Annotated in this window: 15 protein-coding genes; 5 read left to right on the top strand and 10 right to left on the bottom strand. The window is 63.1% G+C overall.

Going from position 1 to position 18048, the window contains the following annotated elements:
- The first annotated feature begins 29 nt into the window (after positions 1-29).
- Positions 30-1376, top strand: coding sequence for a type VI secretion system baseplate subunit TssK (gene tssK / locus CFB39_RS02175; RefSeq protein ID WP_039352024.1), 1347 nt, complete (start codon positions 30-32; stop codon positions 1374-1376).
- Positions 1373-2155 carry a type IVB secretion system protein IcmH/DotU gene (gene icmH, locus CFB39_RS02170; RefSeq protein ID WP_089424354.1) on the top strand — a complete coding sequence of 261 codons (783 nt, stop codon included), beginning with the start codon at positions 1373-1375 and terminating at the stop codon, positions 2153-2155. The genes tssK and icmH overlap by 4 nt, the downstream gene beginning before the upstream one ends.
- Before the next feature lie 89 nt (positions 2156-2244).
- On the opposite strand, the gene CFB39_RS02165 is transcribed toward icmH, so the two are convergent.
- The 8 genes from CFB39_RS02165 to tssI form a co-directional block, all read right to left on the bottom strand.
- Positions 2245-2562 (bottom strand): hypothetical protein, encoded by a 318-nt coding sequence (locus tag CFB39_RS02165; RefSeq protein WP_089472044.1) that lies wholly within the window; start codon positions 2560-2562, stop codon positions 2245-2247.
- A 66-nt stretch (positions 2563-2628) separates the two neighbouring features.
- Complete coding sequence (locus tag CFB39_RS40090; protein ID WP_157644956.1) at positions 2629-2781, bottom strand: hypothetical protein; 153 nt, start codon at positions 2779-2781, stop codon at positions 2629-2631.
- Positions 2782-2858: 77 nt separating this feature from the next.
- Positions 2859-3581, bottom strand: a complete 723-nt coding sequence (locus tag CFB39_RS40685; protein ID WP_256991348.1) for a hypothetical protein — start codon at positions 3579-3581, stop codon at positions 2859-2861.
- A 709-nt stretch (positions 3582-4290) separates the two neighbouring features.
- The gene (locus CFB39_RS02155; RefSeq protein WP_256991347.1) at positions 4291-4632 is read right to left on the bottom strand and encodes a hypothetical protein; all 342 of its coding nucleotides are present in this window, start codon (positions 4630-4632) and stop codon (positions 4291-4293) included.
- A 58-nt stretch (positions 4633-4690) separates the two neighbouring features.
- The gene (locus CFB39_RS39180; protein WP_144030225.1) at positions 4691-5020 is read right to left on the bottom strand and encodes a hypothetical protein; all 330 of its coding nucleotides are present in this window, start codon (positions 5018-5020) and stop codon (positions 4691-4693) included.
- Positions 5021-5205: 185 nt separating this feature from the next.
- Positions 5206-5577 (bottom strand): hypothetical protein, encoded by a 372-nt coding sequence (locus CFB39_RS02150; protein ID WP_089472043.1) that lies wholly within the window; start codon positions 5575-5577, stop codon positions 5206-5208.
- Positions 5578-5581: 4 nt separating this feature from the next.
- Positions 5582-10249: an RHS repeat-associated core domain-containing protein gene (locus tag CFB39_RS02145; protein WP_218829801.1), complete on the bottom strand. Its 4668-nt coding sequence runs from the start codon at positions 10247-10249 to the stop codon at positions 5582-5584.
- 56 nt (positions 10250-10305) lie between these two features.
- A complete protein-coding gene (gene tssI / locus CFB39_RS02140) occupies positions 10306-13485 on the bottom strand; it encodes a type VI secretion system Vgr family protein (protein WP_089472042.1) in 3180 nt (1059 codons plus the stop codon).
- A gap of 320 nt (positions 13486-13805) precedes the next feature.
- Here tssI and CFB39_RS02135 point away from each other — a divergent pair, with 320 nt between their 5' ends.
- On the top strand, positions 13806-14606 hold the full coding sequence (locus CFB39_RS02135) for a transporter substrate-binding domain-containing protein (RefSeq protein ID WP_089455481.1): 801 nt from the start codon (positions 13806-13808) through the stop codon (positions 14604-14606).
- Between the two features lie 59 nt (positions 14607-14665).
- Here the strand turns inward: CFB39_RS02135 and CFB39_RS02130 are convergent, their stop codons facing one another.
- Together CFB39_RS02130 and CFB39_RS02125 are read right to left on the bottom strand one after the other, a co-directional pair.
- Positions 14666-14869 (bottom strand): hypothetical protein, encoded by a 204-nt coding sequence (locus CFB39_RS02130; protein ID WP_011350748.1) that lies wholly within the window; start codon positions 14867-14869, stop codon positions 14666-14668.
- A 355-nt stretch (positions 14870-15224) separates the two neighbouring features.
- The gene (locus CFB39_RS02125; protein ID WP_089472041.1) at positions 15225-15767 is read right to left on the bottom strand and encodes a hypothetical protein; all 543 of its coding nucleotides are present in this window, start codon (positions 15765-15767) and stop codon (positions 15225-15227) included.
- Positions 15768-16227: 460 nt separating this feature from the next.
- Here CFB39_RS02125 and CFB39_RS02120 point away from each other — a divergent pair, with 460 nt between their 5' ends.
- Positions 16228-17250, top strand: coding sequence for a sensor histidine kinase (locus CFB39_RS02120; RefSeq protein ID WP_373452716.1), 1023 nt, complete (start codon positions 16228-16230; stop codon positions 17248-17250).
- A 1-nt stretch (position 17251) separates the two neighbouring features.
- Positions 17252-17986 carry a LytTR family DNA-binding domain-containing protein gene (locus tag CFB39_RS02115; RefSeq protein ID WP_089472039.1) on the top strand — a complete coding sequence of 245 codons (735 nt, stop codon included), beginning with the start codon at positions 17252-17254 and terminating at the stop codon, positions 17984-17986.
- Positions 17987-18048 lie beyond the last annotated feature (62 nt).

The raw sequence follows: 18048 nt of genomic DNA, 5'->3' as shown, positions 1-18048 counted from the left end.
ATCGCAACGCGACATTAACCGGATTTGACATGAGTTATTCGGCCAAGGTGCTGTGGGGGGAAGGGCTGTTCCTCCGGCCTCAACACTTTCAGCGACAGGACGCGTACCACGAAGCGCGCCTGTTCGAATCGATCCAGGCGATCCAGCCGTACAACTGGGGCGTGCGCTCGGTGCGCATCGACCGCGATGCGCTCGGCAGCAACGTGCTGCGGGTGGCCGAGCTTGCGCTCGTGTTCCCGGACGGCGCGCTGTATGCCGCGCCGCAGGCCGACGACCTGCCGCCGCCGATCGCGCTGGACACGCTGCCTGACGGCATCAACGAATTCGTGTTCTATCTCGCGCTGCACCCGCTGCGCGAGAACGGCACCAACTACAGCGACGATCCGGCCGCCGGCTTCATGACGCGCTTCGTCAGCGAGCAGACGAGCGTCGGCGACAACTTCACCGACGCCGCCGAAGCCGACATCACGTTCCTGAAGACGCAGGTCAAGCTGATCGCGCACAGCGAACCGCGCGACCAGCTGCTGTCGGTGCCGCTCGTGCGCGTGCGCCGCACCGCGACGTCCGGTTTCGAGATCGACGACAGCTTCGTGCCGCCGTGCCTCGCGATCGACGCGTCGCCGATCCTCCACCAGCGGCTGCGCCAGCTCGTCGACGCGCTGCAGGCGAAGGTGAACGCGCTGTACGGCTTCCACCGCGAGCCGTCGAAGAACATCATCGAATTCCGCTCGGGCGACATCGCGTCGTTCTGGCTGCTGCACACCGCGAACGCCGCGTTCGCGACGCTCGCGCACCTGCACCAGCATTCGGCGCTGCATCCGGAGCGGCTGTTCCAGGAACTGCTGCGCCTCGCAGGCCAGCTGATGACGTTCTCGAAGGGCTATACGCTGGCTGATTTGCCGGTGTACCGCCATGACGACCCGGGCCCGAGCTTCGCGCGTCTCGACCTGATGCTGCGCGAGCTGCTCGACACCGTGATCTCGACGCGCTACTTCGCGATCACGCTCGACGAGGTGCGCCCGTCGTTCCACCTCGGCCGCCTCGATTCCGGCAAGATCGACGACAAGACCGAGTTCTACCTGGCGGTGTCCGCGGACATGCCGAGCGTCGAGCTCGTCGATGCGGTGCCGGCCCGCTTCAAGGTCGGCGCGCCCGACGACGTCGACAAGCTCGTGCTGTCGGCCATGCCCGGCGTGCGGCTCTCGTACACGCCGCAGGTGCCGCCCGCGATTCCGGTGCGCCCCGGCGCATGCTACTTCGCGCTCGATTCGCGTAGCCCGCTGTACGAGCGCATGCTGCAGGCCCAGTCCGCGATGATCTACGCGCCGACTGGCATCAATGACCTGAAATTCGAACTGATCGCGGTCACATCATGAGCTACGCGCCTTCCCTGTTCGGCGACAACGCGCCGGCCCCGCTGCATACGCCGGCGTCGACGGACGCCTCGTTCCAGGCCCGTTCGCTGCTCGACCTGCTGTACGACGGGTTCTTCATGCTGTTCCTGCTCAAGAACGGGCGGGAGCCGGAGAGCGCGGGCGAGTTCAGCACGCGCATCCAGGAATTCCTGTCGGACTTCGAGCGCGGCGCGAAGAAGCTGAATATCGCGGCTGAAGACGTGTACGGCGCGAAGTTCGCGTTCTGCGCGGCGATCGACGAGATGGTGCTGTCGTCGCAGTTCAAGATCCGCACGGAGTGGGAGCGCCGGCCGCTGCAGCTCGTGCTGTTCGGCGAGCAGCTCGCGGGCGAGAAGTTCTTCCAGTATCTCGAGGAATGTCGCGCGCAGGGCGCGGCGCGGCTGCAGTCGCTCGAGGTGTTTCATATGTGCCTGCTGCTTGGGTTCCAGGGGAAGTATCTGCTCGAGGGGCCGGAGAAGCTGGCTTACCTCACCGCACGGCTGGGGGACGAGATCGCGCATATGAAGGGTAAGCGGGCCGCATTTGCGCCGCATTGGCCGCTGCCGGATCAGATCGCGCATCGACTCAAGCGTGAGGTGCCGGTTTGGGCGATCGGGGCGGTTTTTGCGCTGGTTGCGCTGCTTGGGTATCTCGGGCTGAATACGTATCTGAAGGACAAGACGCTGCAGGCGCTGGCGCCTTATTCGCAAGTCATCAAGGTCGGGCCGGAGTCGGCTAATTTGACGATTTCGTTGCCTTGAGGGGTGGGCGTCGTTCCGGCGCTGATGCTTCATGAAAAAAGGACCGCTTGGCGGTCCTTTTTTGTTTGTGGCGTGCTCGCGGTGTGACGTCAGAACAGGATGAACGCGTCGTTGTCGACGTAGAACACAAATGCGTCGAATAATTGCGCGAGCGTCGGTTCGTCGATCTGGTCGTGCGCGTTGATCACGATGTCCTCGATCGTCGCGCTATCCAACGTCACGTGCCAGCCGGGCTGCCGGGCAATGGCCGGCACGGCTTCGTCTCCGGCGTCGTTGGTGTCTTCGGAGAATGCCCCCTCCGTGTCGAGCGTCCATGGCGTCGGCGGGAGATAGAGCCATCCGGAGAAATCGCCCGGGTGTTCGAGAATGTGTTTCAGCGACACGACGGTCGCGACGGTGGTCGACATGGGTATTGCGGTTGTATCGAAGTGAATGCGGCATGGCCGCCGCAAGATCGCAGCGGCCGCGCGTGATTATGCCAATTCCACGCCAGCGTGATTGGCAAGTTGTCGTCGCAGGTCGATCTGCTGGTTACTGGATGGCGGGTCGTGATCTGCGAGACCGACGATATGCACGCCGTCTTCGGACGTGCCAGTCACGACGTCCGCAACGAATCCGGTGTCCATTTCGCTCGGCTCCTGACGGACGTTGTGCGCACTCGATGTAACAGGTTCCAGGCCGAATTCCGGCGAATTCAAACCCGCTATGTCGGTTTCCCGAAATACACGATATCGAATGCTTCGATCCAGCCCGACCATTCAACGGGTAGCGCATCACGCCACATCCGGTTCGTGTCGATGCGACTATCGGACGCGAACAGAACCACGTCCCGCATCGAAGCAACGTCGATGGTCAACACGATCAGATTGCCAGCCCGCCCGGTAAACGCGGCACGCCGGCAGGTTCCGGGATCTTCGACATCATCGAAGAACACCACGCCGGACGCAGCGAGGTCAGCCTCTCGGCAACGCATGTATCCCCAGTCCGCTATCCGCACCGAGTGTGCCTGAAATGCAGCGGCAAGTGACGGGTACTGAACCGTCGTCACGATCGGGATTACCTCGATCCGCTCAGGATCGTGGAAAGCTGACGCTGCGTGCCTGCCGGGTCGAGCCGGTAACGCGGTCCTGTTCAGATATTCATCAAAGCACTTTTCGCAAACAGGGACAAACCCGTCAAAGACAGTCGCATGCGCTTCTTCGAAATCCGGGCCAAATGGTGTGTCACCAGGCTCGGGCAACCCGGACTGCTTCGCAATATCCGCCGAAACGAAGTACGAGATGTCGGGGAGCCCATCTCCAAGCCAGTCGATGTCATAGCGGAACATCTGCAATCGCCCCGCGTCTTTTTTCATATCGGCCGCGATATCACTTGAAACATGCACCACGCCGGAAGCGCGGTGCGTTTTGCACAATACCCTGCCCATGTCTCGTCCTATTGACGTCGCGCGTTCGCAAGTAACCATTTGATGGCTCCCCGGATCGCAAGGCAACCTCGCTAACCGCCAGGGCCGCAACTGCGGCTCTTGCGGTTACTGAAGCCAATCCATAGCAAGCTTCAGAATTTCCTGCAAATTACCAGGACCGCCGGACCGATGAACTCCGTTTCAGTGGCACTTGTCCTGATCCATTCCTCATCATCACGCTCAATGTTGATATCGGTCGGTATCCTGACTGAAGCACCATTTATCTTGCCCCTCGAGGCCGCACAGCAGACGGCCGGGCGAGCGGGGCTAACTTTCTCTTTCTGGCCGCTTCGCAGCCCCGGACTTCATCCCGGCGAAGCCCACTCTTGGGAACGGTGGCCGCCGACATAACGACAATTAGCGTAGGCCGGAAGCGCCGGACTTCGCTAATTGCCCGCGCATATTTACCCCCGCCCCCTCCTCACCCTCGCCCCGCAGGGGCGCTGACCTTTACGACTGACCATCCTCTTCCGACTCCGCATCGATGGTCGCCAACAACTCGGCCGCCGCGCCTCGATCCAGCGTCGCCGGGTGCGTCTCCATCAATCATATCGCCTGCGAGATCTCTATCTCTTCCGATCTCGGATGACCACATACATCAAGGGCCGCGTTAGCGGCCCTTGATGTATCGCTCGCCTGTTCCGGACACTTTCGTCCGAATTTTCCCTCATCACTGGACCATCCACACGTCTTCGTACCCTTGATCATCAATGATGAACTTTGATCCTGGCGGAAGTCGCAAATATTTCAATACGGAAGGGAGCAGTTCTGACAGGTGCTCTGCATGCACAGGCTGATAAAAATCATCCCCGTCAGAGTATTCGCCGCAGTGAAAGAACCAACTGATGTTCCCTCCTTCCGACAATACTATCCGTGTCCCATACACTGGCATTTTCCCTAGCGTCGAGATTGCGACAGCAACCATCTCCTCGGAGGCCGCCTCTGGAAGAGCCAGCCGTTTGCATGTGTCTTGCTGAAGCTTGAGCAAGTCCTGCGAATTCCACTGTTCCATTATCAAAGTCCCAACTTACCTTTCATGCATTTCGAGAAGAGTATGCATGGCCCCTTGCCTAAGGCGACGCCCTGGAAACCTGAACGTCATTAGCAATTATCGTTAGTAACGGCTCATCGGTCCAGGCCGATATAAAGCCAAATTCCCTGTACCCATCGACTGGCTCCTCAGCCGCTTCACATGTGGCAACAAGATAACCTCCCCCCTTGCTCTCTGCCAAATGAGACAAATCTTGTCCTTCTGGAGAAATTGCTTTCATGCCAAGAACAGCGTGGAAGATAACTTCAAACACCCTATCATTGGCCTGCACAAGCACCGACAGACGCGCATCTCGATAAGAAAAGGACTTAATCCGTGCATCCGCGACACAAAGACCACTACTTTTCATTTATCAACTTCCCGCGAAATTCGACACCTCCCACACCACATCCCCCATATTCATCCGTGAGAAGCTGCGGCGTGACGATCTGGTCACCGTGGTAGTCCGGGTTCGGCACATGCTGGAAAACAATAAGGGCCGCTTACGCGACCCCATCAACTCTAAACGTTGATTGCGTGCAACACAATTATCGACTACGAACCGATATATTTATACCGCAATCCTAGGCTCCCACCCTTATCGAATAATTCGACATGTAAAATCGGCTCAGCCGCCTTCCCATCAACCCAAATAACGCACTCCACACCCCAGGTTTTGGCGTCGTTCATTTCATAGACATCGATGTATGGCCTAGACCCGATCTTACCGGAAAATGCCACATCCGCAGGAGCAGGGCTGATGTCAAGTTTCCGCCCGAAATAGTCACCCAGACATTCGACCATTTCGTCCAATACGGGCGCAGTCACGCCAAATTTTTCCTGCAACGCCCTCGCGTCCATAGAATTCACTGAAATCATAAATTCCGAGATAACAGCGTAAACCTTTCCCTCAAACTCTTTATCCATTTCATCATCCTCGCTTTGATGGAGTTACTGTGCGACTTCCCGCACTAGCCCCAATTCCGGAGAAATAACTCCGAGCCTTAAGTACCGCGCATTTCGCAGCCTTCGGACTCAATCCAGCCGCTTTAAGTGAATTGTATGCCACAACGGTCTCACTACCCAGTGTTCCAGCCGCCGACGCATTATCCTGCGTACGGTTCGCCATATAATGCGGTGTTCCGCGTGTCGTACCATCCTCATTTCTACCTTGCAAGCTGATTGCCGGCGCAGCATTGTAGTTATAGTCTGGCAATTTATTTACCGCAGCATCTTGGTAAATGTGGTGTGAATCTTGTAGACCACCAATTTTCTTCAGATCACCGTGCCTTCCAGTTACAACACCTTCGTCAGCGAGAACTTTCTCGCAATCGTCCGCACAGGGGCATCTCGCAAGCCCAAGGGGATCGATCCAGCTAACTGGATTCGGCGCGTACTGATACACGTTGATGCCGCCGGCGAGCCCGATCGGGTCTTTCGATACGAACCGCCCACTATTCGGATCGTAGTACCGATACCGGTTGTAAGCGAGCCCCGACTCCTCATCAACCTGCTGCCCCTGAAACCGCAACGGATTCTTCGGCGTCATCCCCGCCGCCTTCGAGGCCCGGGCAATCACCTCCCGCGCTTCCCCCCACGCCTTGTACGACGCCTCCCACACCACATCCCCGTAGTCATCCGTGAGAAGCTGCGGCGTGCCGATCTGGTCACAGTGGTAATAGAACAGCTTCGCGCCGGCCCGCCGTTCCGGTACCTTCTGCAGCGGATCCTCCTCCGGCACATACCGGTCGGTACCCTTCCACTCCGGTGTCTCGATCCCTTCGACCGGCTCGGCCACGTACTGCGCCAGCGGCACGAACGTGCCCGGCTCGTAGATATAGTGCGTCCCGCGCTCGCCATCGCTTTCATACGCCAGCGCGTCGCCGTCCCACCCGAACACCGTACGCTCGCCGTTCACCTCCTTCGCAATCCGGCGGCCGAGCGCGTCGTAGAAATACCGCGCGTGGCTTTGCCTCGACGCCTCGGCGACCCGCGCCGACCGCAGGCGATTGAATTCGTCCCACTCGTATTCCTGCTCACCCGCCGGCGTGTGTTTGCGCACCAGGTTCCCGCGCGCGTCGTACTCGAAGTGCGTCCCCGCATAGGACTTCAACAGGTTGCCGAGCACCTTCGGCACGTCGACCGGCAGCGTGCTCTCCGCCCTCACCGGGCTCGGCCGCGACGCCGGCACCGCTCTCGCCTGCACCGGATCGATGACGTTGCTCGCCGGATCGAACGCAAACCGTTCCTGCGCGACCGGACTGATCGCCTCGATCAATCGGCCGACCGGATCGTATCGATAGTCCGTCCCGCCCTTGCGGCTATCCTCGATGCGCGACAACTGCCCCGCCGCGTCGTAGCGATACCGACGTTCGACCAAAGGCACGGGCGACGTCGACCGCTGAACCGTCTGCTGCAATACTCGCCCCGCCGGATCGTAGGTCGTGCGCTGCCCGACTTCGCTCGACAGCACGCGCACTGTTTCCCGGTGCAGGTCGTCACGCTCGAACTGCACGCGCTCCTCGCCGTCCAGCAGCATTCCATGCACATGCCCCGAGCCATACATCAGCCAGTCGACCGTGTGGCCATCCGGTCGCACGGTCTTCCGCCGGTTGCCGAGTTCGTCGTATTCGTGATGCCACACATAGCTGCGCCGCTCGCCGAACAGATCGTAGGCGTGATGCTCGCGCACCAAATTGCCGACCGGATCGAAGAAGAACTGGACGCGGCTGTATCGATTCACCGCCTCGATCAACCGGCCGCCCGGATCGTAGGCAAAGCGCTCGTCGCGCTCCCCCGCAACCCGCTTCAGCAAGCGGCCGTACGCGTCCGAATCGATCGACGTCACGCACCCCGCCTCGTCGACGGAAGCGAGACTGCCGCTTTCCTGATCGTATCGATAGCGCGTCAACTTCCCGTCGAAGCCGACTTCTTCGATCAGGCGCCCCGCCGGGTCGTAGCGAAACTGATAAGTCGCAAGGTTCGCATCGGTCAGCGCACTCAGCCGGCCCAGTCGATCGTAGCGATACGCCAGCGTCTGCCCGAGCGCATCCACGCGGCTCGCGATCCGGCCTGCGGCATCGTAGCCGTATCCGGTCGACCGGTTGAGCTGATCAGTGTGCCGCAACAGCCGGCCCTCGGCATCGTATTGCAGCCGCTCGACGCCAGCGGGTGAACGAATCTCGGTCAACTGTCCATTCGAACCATAGCCATAGGCAACGACGCCGCCGGACGCGTCCTTTGATTCAGACACGCGGCCAACGTCGTCATACCGCCACTCCGTCTTTTTCCCGGAGCAATCGGTATAGCTCGCCAATTGCCCCGCGTCGGTGTATTCGATCGACTTCGACCCGCCCTTGGCATCGGTGATTTTCACCGGCAGACCCTGGTCGTTGTAGCCGTACTTCGTCACGCGCTCGAGCGGATCCGTTTCCTCTACGAGATTGCCCGCATCGTCATACTTCCGCTGCCACACATACCCGTTCGGATCGACAAGGCGGACCATCTGGTCCTTGTCGTCGTACGCCATCTCGACGACGCTGCCGTCCGCGCGCTCATGCTGAACGAGATTGCCGCGTGCGTCGAACTCCCTCCGTTCGATGCCGCCATCCTGCCGGATGTGGAGCACCAGATTGTGATGGGCATCGCGCCGGAACCACTCCTGGTTGCCGTCCGGATAGACGATCCGGTACACGTAGCCGTGGATGTTGAAGTAGTACCGCGTCATCTGGCCCAGCGCATCGGTCACATAGGTCAGGCGGATATTCGGATTCCACGCGAGCCGGATATCGAGGCTGCCGTCGTCCGCGTATTCGCGGATGCACTTCGCGTCCGCATTGTCGTCCGCATCCGCGCCGTCCCACTCGAACGTCATGCCGCGCCCCGTGCGATCGGTATAGCGCGTCACGAGATGGCGATGGTACTGATAGGTCCGGGCGTTGCGATGGCGATCGACTGCGCGCACGAGATCGCCTTCGCCATCGTATTCGTAGCTCGCCAAAGCGCGGCGCCCGCCGTCCTTCAGCACCTGCTCGATCTGTACGATGCGGCCGTGCTTGTCGTGCTCGAACGCGAGCACGTTGCCGCTCGCGTCGATCAGTCGCGCGAGGCGATCGAGCGTATCGTAGTCGAGCGTGATCGTGTTGCCGGCGCGGTCCTTCTGCATCGCGAGCCGGAACGCGTCGCCGCGGCGCTCGTACACGTGCAGCGCGACGTGACCGTAGGCGATCGTCACCCACGTCTCGTCGAGACATGACAGCGTCAGGTTCTCCGACAGGTCGTCGTGCACCTCGCCGGCCGCGAGCGCCGGATAGTCGATGCTGCGCCCTTCCGCATCGCGATAGGTCCACCGTCCGTTCTCGATATCGATCCGGGTCGTATACGGCGTAATCCAGCGCGCGCCCAGTTCGCCACCGTCATACGCGGAGAGCCGCGATCGATACGTACGCTCCCAGACGAGCGGCAGCGCGCCCGGTAACTCGAAATCCACGTGCGAGAACGTTTCGTCGCCGAACGCGAAATCGATCGAGGCCCGCGACGCACCCAGCCCGCATGCCTTGCATCCGCTCTTTCCCGGCCCCTCCGCCGGCGCCTGACCGTCGATCTTCTCGAGCCCTTCCTGCCCACGCGTCTTCTTCGCCTGGCTCTTCCCGCCCACCTTGACGTCAGCACTCTGCTCGTGAAGCTTCGCGCGTGCCTTGACGCGCCCGACAGCCTCGATCAGTTGCAAAACCAGCCACATCATCTTGCCTTCTTCGCTGCCGGCGAGCGAACGGATCGACGTCGCGATCTTCGGCGCTTCGGTCCGAAGGAAGGTCACCGTGCCGCGAAACGGCTCGAGCCAGGCATCCGGCGCGAGTTTCGCCATCGTGCCCGCAGTCTTGTTCGCGACCTTCTTGCCGAGCGCCTTCGTGCCCTCGTACGCGAACTGGATGCCGTCACCCACCCGACTGGGGCTGTACCAGGGCCGGTTGTCCGCCATCTTCTTCGCGAGCTGCTGCTGGCGTTTCAGATTGGCGTTGGCATCGAAGAGCTGTCCGTGCAGCGCCTTGTCCATGCCGGTCGCCAGCGCAAGCATCAGCTCCTCGCACTTCGATGCGCATCCGTTGAGCAGTTCAACGAGGCCGGTCTTCAGCTTGTTGAGAAAATCCTCGATCTCAGTCGCGCAAGTCGCGTTGATGTGCGTAACCAGCACGGAGATGATCGCCGCGCCGAGATTGTTGCGCGTCATCAGCAATTCGTGGCGAACGAGTGCGAGCAGCGGGCGCGCCGACATCCGGAATGGTGCGAGCGTCGGCGGAATCGGAATGATGCCGAGCAGGTTGATCGCGAGGCTCATGTAATCGAGCACCTGACCGCCGCGCTTCTCGACGATTTCGGCGATATCGCCGAGCGCGTCAACCATTGCCATGATGTTGCCGACAATCGGCACCGCACCGGCAAATGTCTTCACGTCCTCGAATGTGATGTGGTTGCCGCTGATCTTGCGCAACCACGCGTCAAAGCGGTTGCCGACTGCCGCGACGTCCTTGGCCGAAACATCGCTGAGCCAGGTAACGGCCTGTTCCTTCTCAGCGCCAGGTGGAAGCTGTTGTGCCATGTCGTTCTTCGTTCAAGTCACGATCTGGTTGTTCTTGGCGGTCATGCACCGCCCTCTCAGGATTTCAGCGGTCCGCCAAACCCGCTCGTCGGGAGCTTCATGCCGGTGGCGCCGGCAGCGGACGTCACCGTCATGGCGCCCTTGCCGGCGATCCCGGCAACACCCGGCAGCGCACCCTGCAGTGCTCCGGATGCCGCGTTCGCAGCAGGCGCGGCCAGTGCCGCGAGCCCGCCCTGACGCGCAGCCTGCACCATCCCGGCCACCTGCTTCGCGGCGCTGCCCAGGCTCGAAGCCGTCTGCAAGGCAGACACCGCACCTGCCCCGCCCAGCGCACCTGCCGCCGCCGGCAACGCGGAACTCGCCAGTCCGCCCAACGCCGCACCGGCACCACCGCCGCTCACGAGCCCCATCGCAGCGGTCGCCGCGGCAGGCGCCATCCCTTGCAACTGGCTGGCTAGCTGCCCCGTCGCCGCAGCCTGTGCGGCCTCCGGCGACGGCTCGATCGGCTCCGCCGGCCACTTCGCCTGCTTGAAGTAGTTCGCCGGCTGATCCGACTCGCGCGGATCCTTCCCGAACTCGACGCGCACCGCCCCCGGCGGCAGCCCGCTCACGACCGTATACCCGCCGTTGTCGAGCGCCCCCTTCTTGAGCACTGCGCCGTTCACGTCTCTCACCGTGAACAACCCGCCCTTGACCGCCTCGCCGTTCACATACTTGTGGAACAACTCCAGCTGCCCCGGCTGATCCGGCCTCGGACTCGGCAGCGGGTACCCCATGCTCGCCGGCCCCGCGAACGTATGCGACGCGCCCTTCACGTCGATCGCACCGGGTGCATGAATCTCGATGTTTCCACCCTGGATCCGGATATACCCGCCACCGCTCGTCAGCAGAATCCCCTGATCGGCCGCGATCTCGATCCGGTCCGTCGCCGACACCACCTTCACCGCCTTTTGCGCGGTCACCTCGATGTTGTCCGACTGCGCCTGGATCTCCACCTTGCCCTTGCCCGCGAACAGCTTCATCCCCGCGTTCTGCACGAACAGGCTCAGCTTCTGCCCGATGCTCCCGATCAGCGACTTGCCTGCGGCCACATGCACGCTCTGCCCGCTCGCCACGTTCACGTGATCGTTCGCGACCACATGCACCGACTGCTGCGTCGACATCCCGATTCCCGACGGGCTGCCGAACAGCATCACCGGCTCCTTGAACGCGTTCGCGTTACCCGTGCCGCCGCCTGCCGTACGCCCACCGGACGCGCTGCCCGATGCGCTGTCCTGCGTCGCATCCGTGAACGCGCGCATCGTGTCCTGCGCGTCCTTCAGGCTTTCCGCCTGATGCTGCTCGCTCACGCCCGACATCGCCTCGACGAGGCTCTCGCCCGTCACGAGCTGCTGCTGCGCTTCCTTCACGTCGAGCGGCTGGCTGTTCGCCGCCTTCGGGTGCGTCGTCACGTACAGGCCCTGGCTCGCCCGCACCGCGCCATACGCATCCGAGCGCAGGTCGAAGCCGCTGCCGAGATACGACCCGCGCGAATTGCCGCTCTGGTCGATGATGTAGCCCAGATGCAGCAGGCTGTTCGCGCTGCTGCTCATCAGCTGCACGCGGTTCTGCCCGGTCGCGTCGTCCATCACGAGCTGGTTGTAGCCACCGCCCGAATACTCCTTCGACCGATACCCGGACAGGATCCCGTCGGTATGCCATTGCGGCTGGTTCGCGCCGTTGTACACGCGCCCGACCGCGAGCGGCCGGTCGCAATCGCCGCCGACGTAGTCGATCAGCACTTCCTCGCCGATACGCGGCACATGCACGCCGCCGTAGCCGCCGCCCGTATCCGACTGCACGACACGCACCCAGCACGACGCGTTCTCGTTGCCCGAGTTCAACCGGTCCCACACGAACTGCACGCGGATCCGGTTCAACTCGTCGGTATAGACTTCCTCGCCCTGCGGCCCGACGACGATCGCCGTCTCGAGATGCATGTCCGGCTTGTGATGCTCGAACGGGCTGCGATACGGCACGCTCACGCGCTGCGCCTCGACTTCGACGAGATAGAAACCGGCCGATCCGTCGTCGTGCTGCACGCGAAACGCGGGATCGGTACCGTAGTTGTCCTGCGCCTGCGTCAACGCTTCGCGCAGGCTGTACGGAAAGTCCGCGCTGTCGCTCGCGACGGGCAGATTGTTCTCGATCCACCACGCCACCTCGATCGCGGCGAATTCGCGCTGATCGGCGGGATCACGATCGTGCTCGGGATGATCGGCCAGCGTGAAGCGCCGGCCGGCATCGATCGCGCGCACCCCGCCCGCGGCATGGAAACGTTTCGCCCGCGACTCCCACTCTTCCATCTTGACCTTCGTCAGATGGTCGCCGCGCGTCTGGTCGAGATACGTGTAGGCGCCCGTGTACTCGTAGACTTCGAGTTGATCCGGTAGCTCGCCCTGACCGCCCATCGTCGGCAACGACGTGCCTTTCGGGTTCGACGGCTGCGAAGGATTCTTGTAGTCGAACGTGCGCGTCGTACGCGTGACGCTCTGCAGCGTGCGCGTACCCGACCATTGCGTGAACGCGTCGGGTTCGCTGGCCGCGTCGCCGCGATAAAAGCGCACGGTTTCCGGCGACAGCGGCGCGAACGCCTGCAGGTTGTCGGTGATGACGAGCGTATGCGACTTGCCGTCGTCGGCCTGCTGCCATGCGCAATAGAGCCCCTCGTTCTCCATCAGCCGATGCACGAAATGCCAGTCGGTGTCGTGCTGGCGCGTGTACGACCGGTTCGGCAGCGGCTTCGACAGCGCGAAGCGGAAATGGCCCTGCGCCTGCGGGTGCTGGTTCAGCACGTCGCTGATGATCTGGTCGACGGTCGTGTCGTTCCAGAGCCGCTGATCGCGACGGAACTTCAGGAAGTGGGTGAAATCGGCGAACGCGAGCTGATAGGTCGTGAGCCCGCCGTCGGCACCGAGCCGGCGCGCGGTATGCACGTACCCGTTGATCGGCCGGTAACCGAGATCGCCCTGCTGGATCCACAACGTGACCGGCTGTGCGATCAGCTTTTTAAGTTCCACATCGCTGTCGGTCGACAGCACGTCGAGCGTGAACTCGTATGCGCGCCCGATACGTGAGCGGCCGACTGCCCGCTGAACGGTCAGGACGTCGGCCCCCAACGGCGTATCGAGCTTCAGCAACCGGTCCTGCTGAAGCAATCCGCCGCGCAACGCGGCGATTGTGTTCTGCATGTTCATGAACGGCCTTTTTCTTTTGACACGCCCTCGGATGGCGCGAGCATTCGATTTTGCTCGCGCGATTTTACAGACAAAACCTCGCCCGCCCTCAAATCTGACCTGCTTTAAACGAGCAGAATCCGATCAGCCCGCATGCCACGCTGGCGGACGGTAATCACGCCCGCCGTCCCGCACATCGATGAAATCGATTGCAATCAGGGCCAATTCGACTTCCGGCGCGGCCCGGTTGCGAGTAGTGTCTACGTGCCCGTCTTGCGGCCCGCCGCGCCCACCCGACGCCGGCGCTCACCCCACACCACGCTGACCACTGGAGATCTGCGATGAAACGTTCGAAGTTCCTGCTGTCGGGCCTGCTGCTCGCGTCGGCCCTCGGCTTCACGGCCGTTGCCGCGCACGCGGACGACCTGCTCGATTCAGTGAAGAAAGCCGGCGTGCTGCGCGTCGGCCTCGAAGGCACGTATCCGCCGTTCAACTCGCGCGGCACGTCGGGGCAACTCGAAGGTTTCGACGTCGACGTCGCGAACGCGGTCGCCGGCAAGCTCGGCGTGAAGACGCAGTTCGTCCCGACCGAATGGAGCGGCATCATCGCGGGCCTGCAGGCCGGCAAGTTCGACGTGATCGTCAACCAGGTCACGATCACGCCGCAGCGCAAGGAAGCGCTCGACTTCAGCCAGCCGTACACATACTCGGCCGCGCAGTTGATCCAGCGCAAGGACGACACGCGCAACTTCAAGTCGCTCGACGACTTCAAGGGCAAGAAGCTCGGCGTGACGCTCGGCACCAACTATGACCAGATGGCGCGCACCGTGCCGGGCATCGAGGTGCAGACGTATCCGGGCGCGCCGGAGAAACTGCGCGACCTCGCCGCGGGCCGGATCGAGGCGACGCTCGACGACCGCCTGATGCTGCCGTACATGATCAAGACGTCGAACCTGCCGCTGCGCGCGGGCGCGGTGCTGAACGGCGGCAAGCAGGAAATGGCGATCCCGTTCCGCAAGGGCAATCCGAAGTTCGAGAAAGCGATCAACGACGCGCTCGATTCGCTGCACAAGGACGGCACGCTGAAGAAGATCTCGATGCACTGGTTCGGCAGCGACGTGACCGTGCCGGTCGCGCAGTAAGCGGCCCGGCGCTTCAACGCGTCACGCCCTTCGTCTCGACGAAGGCGTGACGCTTCTCCTCAAGCCGCTTCGTCGAAGCGCGCCAGCAGCATCTGGCCGATCGGCGTCAGCGCCGGGCGCGCAGCCACGGCATTCATGCGTACCTGCGTATCGTCGACCAGCCGCTTCTCGACCAGCACGGCGAAGGCAGGATTCGACGGATCGACGCTGTCCGGCGCACGCGCGACGCGCAACAGCATCGAGAATTCATGCGGACTCAGCATGGTCCCTGTCTCCTGATCGTCCGCGGTCCGGTTCGAACCGTCGTCGATCGTATTTTCGAATGAAATGGCGCGATGCAGACCGCTGCGCCGCCGGGAGCGAGATCCCGGTCGGCCCCCACCTGCGACGCGGGCACGTCGTCGCGAGCGGGTTGCGCACGTTCCCGGTCCGGCGGTGCCGCCGCGACGGGAACGTGCAACGTTATGGGCGCCCCATGACGCGACCGTGACAGGAAAACGGGGCGCAAATCCGTGCGCGTCACACGCCGTTTCGGTTCGAGGCCGCCACGATTGACGAAGACGGGCCGCATCGCCTGTCAGGCCGTCAGTTGCCCGCTCGCCGGCCGTTTCGTACCCTTCATCGCGGATCGACCGAATACGGGAAACTCCGCTGCTTCGATCCGTTCGCATGGCGCATGCAGCGCACGACCACGTTCACCGCGCGCCCGAGTGTCATCCCGATGAGCACGCCCCATACCGCGAACGACAGCATCACGAAGCCGCCCGTCGCCGCCCACGGCGCGTGCACGGCGACCGCGTAATGGATGCCGGTTTCGGCGACGAACGTCAGCATCAGCGTGACGAGCAGGCTCGCATCGCCGGGCAAACGCACGCGCAGGCCCGCCGAGGCCGGACGGAACTCGAGCCGCCACCGGCTTGCATGCAGCCAGCCCAGCGCCGCGCCGCCCAGGACAGCCGCCAGCGCGATTGCGTTCGCGTCGATACCCGCATGCGGAAAGCGTCCGTTCAGGCCGACGATGCCGAGCATCCCGAACGCGACCGGCGAGATCAGCGGTCGGACAGCCGGTACCTCGCGCGGGAAACAGCGCTTGATGCCGATATAGAGCAGCACGCAGAACATCACGTACACGTAAGGCTTCAGGTGAAGGAGCGCAGACATGGTCGGAGTCGCCTGATCGGATTGGACACGGCAACACCGTACTGCGCGATTCCGACAGGCGGCGGGGCTTGCGACGGGCGGCCGGAATTCCCGGACGAGTGGCGCGTCGCGGCGATGACCGTTCGGCTGATCGGGCAGACCGATGTGCCCGCGAATCCGGCGGCCGGTGACTTCCGAACCGAACGGCCGGCGCTTCATGCTCGACACGACACCGGCCGCGCCCAGTGTCCTTCCGCAGCCCCTTCCACTACACTCGTGACGGAAACCGGCCAACCGTCGGCAGCCGACGCGCTTTCGTCGCGGCCGCGCACCGTTCGTCGCAATGCGTGCGCAGTCGGCCCGCCCGGCAGTAAGGTCAAGACCATCAGCGCATCGCGCGCCCTCCTCACCCGACACCATGCGAGCCACGTCCGACCCTTCGCCGATTTCGCCGCCCCCCGCCAGCGCGGCGCCGCGATTGTTGCGCGATCCGGCCGCACTGCTCGCGTTCGCGTGCTTCAACTCGGTCGTCGGCCTGGGTTTCTGGGCGCTTCATTTCCAGGAACCGCTATTGCCCGACCTCGTCGTCGCCAACGCGATCGGTTTCTCCGCGCTGCTGCTCAGTCACGCCGCCGACTGGCTTCTGCCGCACAAGCCGGGGCTCGCACTCAAGGCCATCGTGATCACACCGGTCAGCGTGCTCATCGGTTTCGAGATCACGGCAGCGATCATCAGCGGGAACGTGCCGCACGTGTTCGGGCACGCCCACATCGGCACGTGGGACAACTACGGGCCGTCGTTTCTCATCTCGGCGATCCTGTTCGTGTGCGTGTCGCTGTTCCTGCAGTCGATGCGCATGCGCGCGACGCTCGAGACCGAGCGCCGCGAAGCCGCCGAAGCGCGCCAGGCCGAGACGGCCGCACGCCTGGCGCTGCTGCAGGCGCAGATCGAGCCGCACTTCCTGTTCAATACGCTCGCGAACGTGCAGAGCCTGATCGAGCGCGATCCGGCGCGTGCGTCGACGATGCTCGACAGCCTGAACCGCTACCTGCGTGCGAGCCTGCGACGCACGCGCGATGCGACGTCGACGCTCGGCGACGAGGTCGAGCTCGTGGAAGCGTTGCTGAAGATCGCGTCGATCCGGCTCGGCGAGCGGCTTTCCTATGCGATCGACGTGCCGGCGGATCTGCATGCGCTGCCGTTCTCGCCGCTGCTGCTGCAACCGCTCGTCGAGAATGCGCTGCTGCACGGGATCGAGCCGTCGATCGACGGCGGTGTGATCGTGATTCGCGGCAGGATGCGTGGCGACAGCCTGGAACTGAACGTGATCGATACGGGCGTCGGCCTCGGCAAAGGCGACTCGCGCCTGCACGGCGGCGTCGGGCTCGCCAACGTCGCCGCGCGCATCCGGACGCTGCACGGCGAGCGCGGCCGTGTCTCCGTCGAGACGAACGCCGCCGCCGGGCATGGCGTCACCGCTACCCTGCTGATTCCGATCGACTGACATGCCGACCGCTCTCATCGCCGACGACGAACCGAACCTGTCCGCCTCCCTCGCACAGCGGCTGGATCAGCTCTGGCCCGAACTGGATATCGTCGCGATGCCGCGCAACGGCATCGAAACGCTGGCTGCGCTGAACGCGTCGCCGCGCCCGGACATCGCGTTTCTCGACATCCGGATGCCCGGCATCGACGGGCTGAAGCTCGCGGCACTCGCGCCCGACGTGCATGTCGTGTTCGTCACGGCCTACGACGAATATGCGGTCGACGCGTTCGATCGTGCGGCGGTCGACTATCTGCTGAAGCCGGTGACGGACGAGCGGCTGCTGCGCTGTATCGCGAAGCTGCAGCGCGGCGGGCCTGCGCTTGTCCAAGCCGGTGCGCTCACGCAGGCGGCGCAAGCGCGGGACACGGCGCCGATCCGCTGGTTGACGGTAGGCGTCAAGGATGCGACACGGCTCGTCTCGGTCGACGACGTGCTGTACTTCCAGGCGTCGGAGAAATACACGGAAGTCGTCACTGCAGGCGAACGGCTCGTGATTCGCACGCCGCTGAAGGAACTGATGCAGCGACTCGATCCGGCGCGGTTCGCGCAGGTGCATCGCGGCGTGATCGTTGCGTACGCAGCGATCGATCGTGTCGAGCGCGATCTGTTGGGACGGTTGCGGATCCGCGTGCACGGGCAGCGGGAGATGCTGCCGGTCAGTCGTGCTTATGCGGGGTTGTTCAGGCAGATGTGATGCTATCTGCCTCCATGCGCTGTCCCCGGTGGGACGACACTGCCGCCATGCCGTTCGCCGGC

The sequence above is a fragment of the Burkholderia sp. AU6039 genome (genome assembly GCF_002223365.1).
Taxonomy (GTDB): domain Bacteria; phylum Pseudomonadota; class Gammaproteobacteria; order Burkholderiales; family Burkholderiaceae; genus Burkholderia.
Note: the sequence above shows the minus strand (reverse complement) of the source record. Positions and strands in the feature narration are given on the sequence as shown.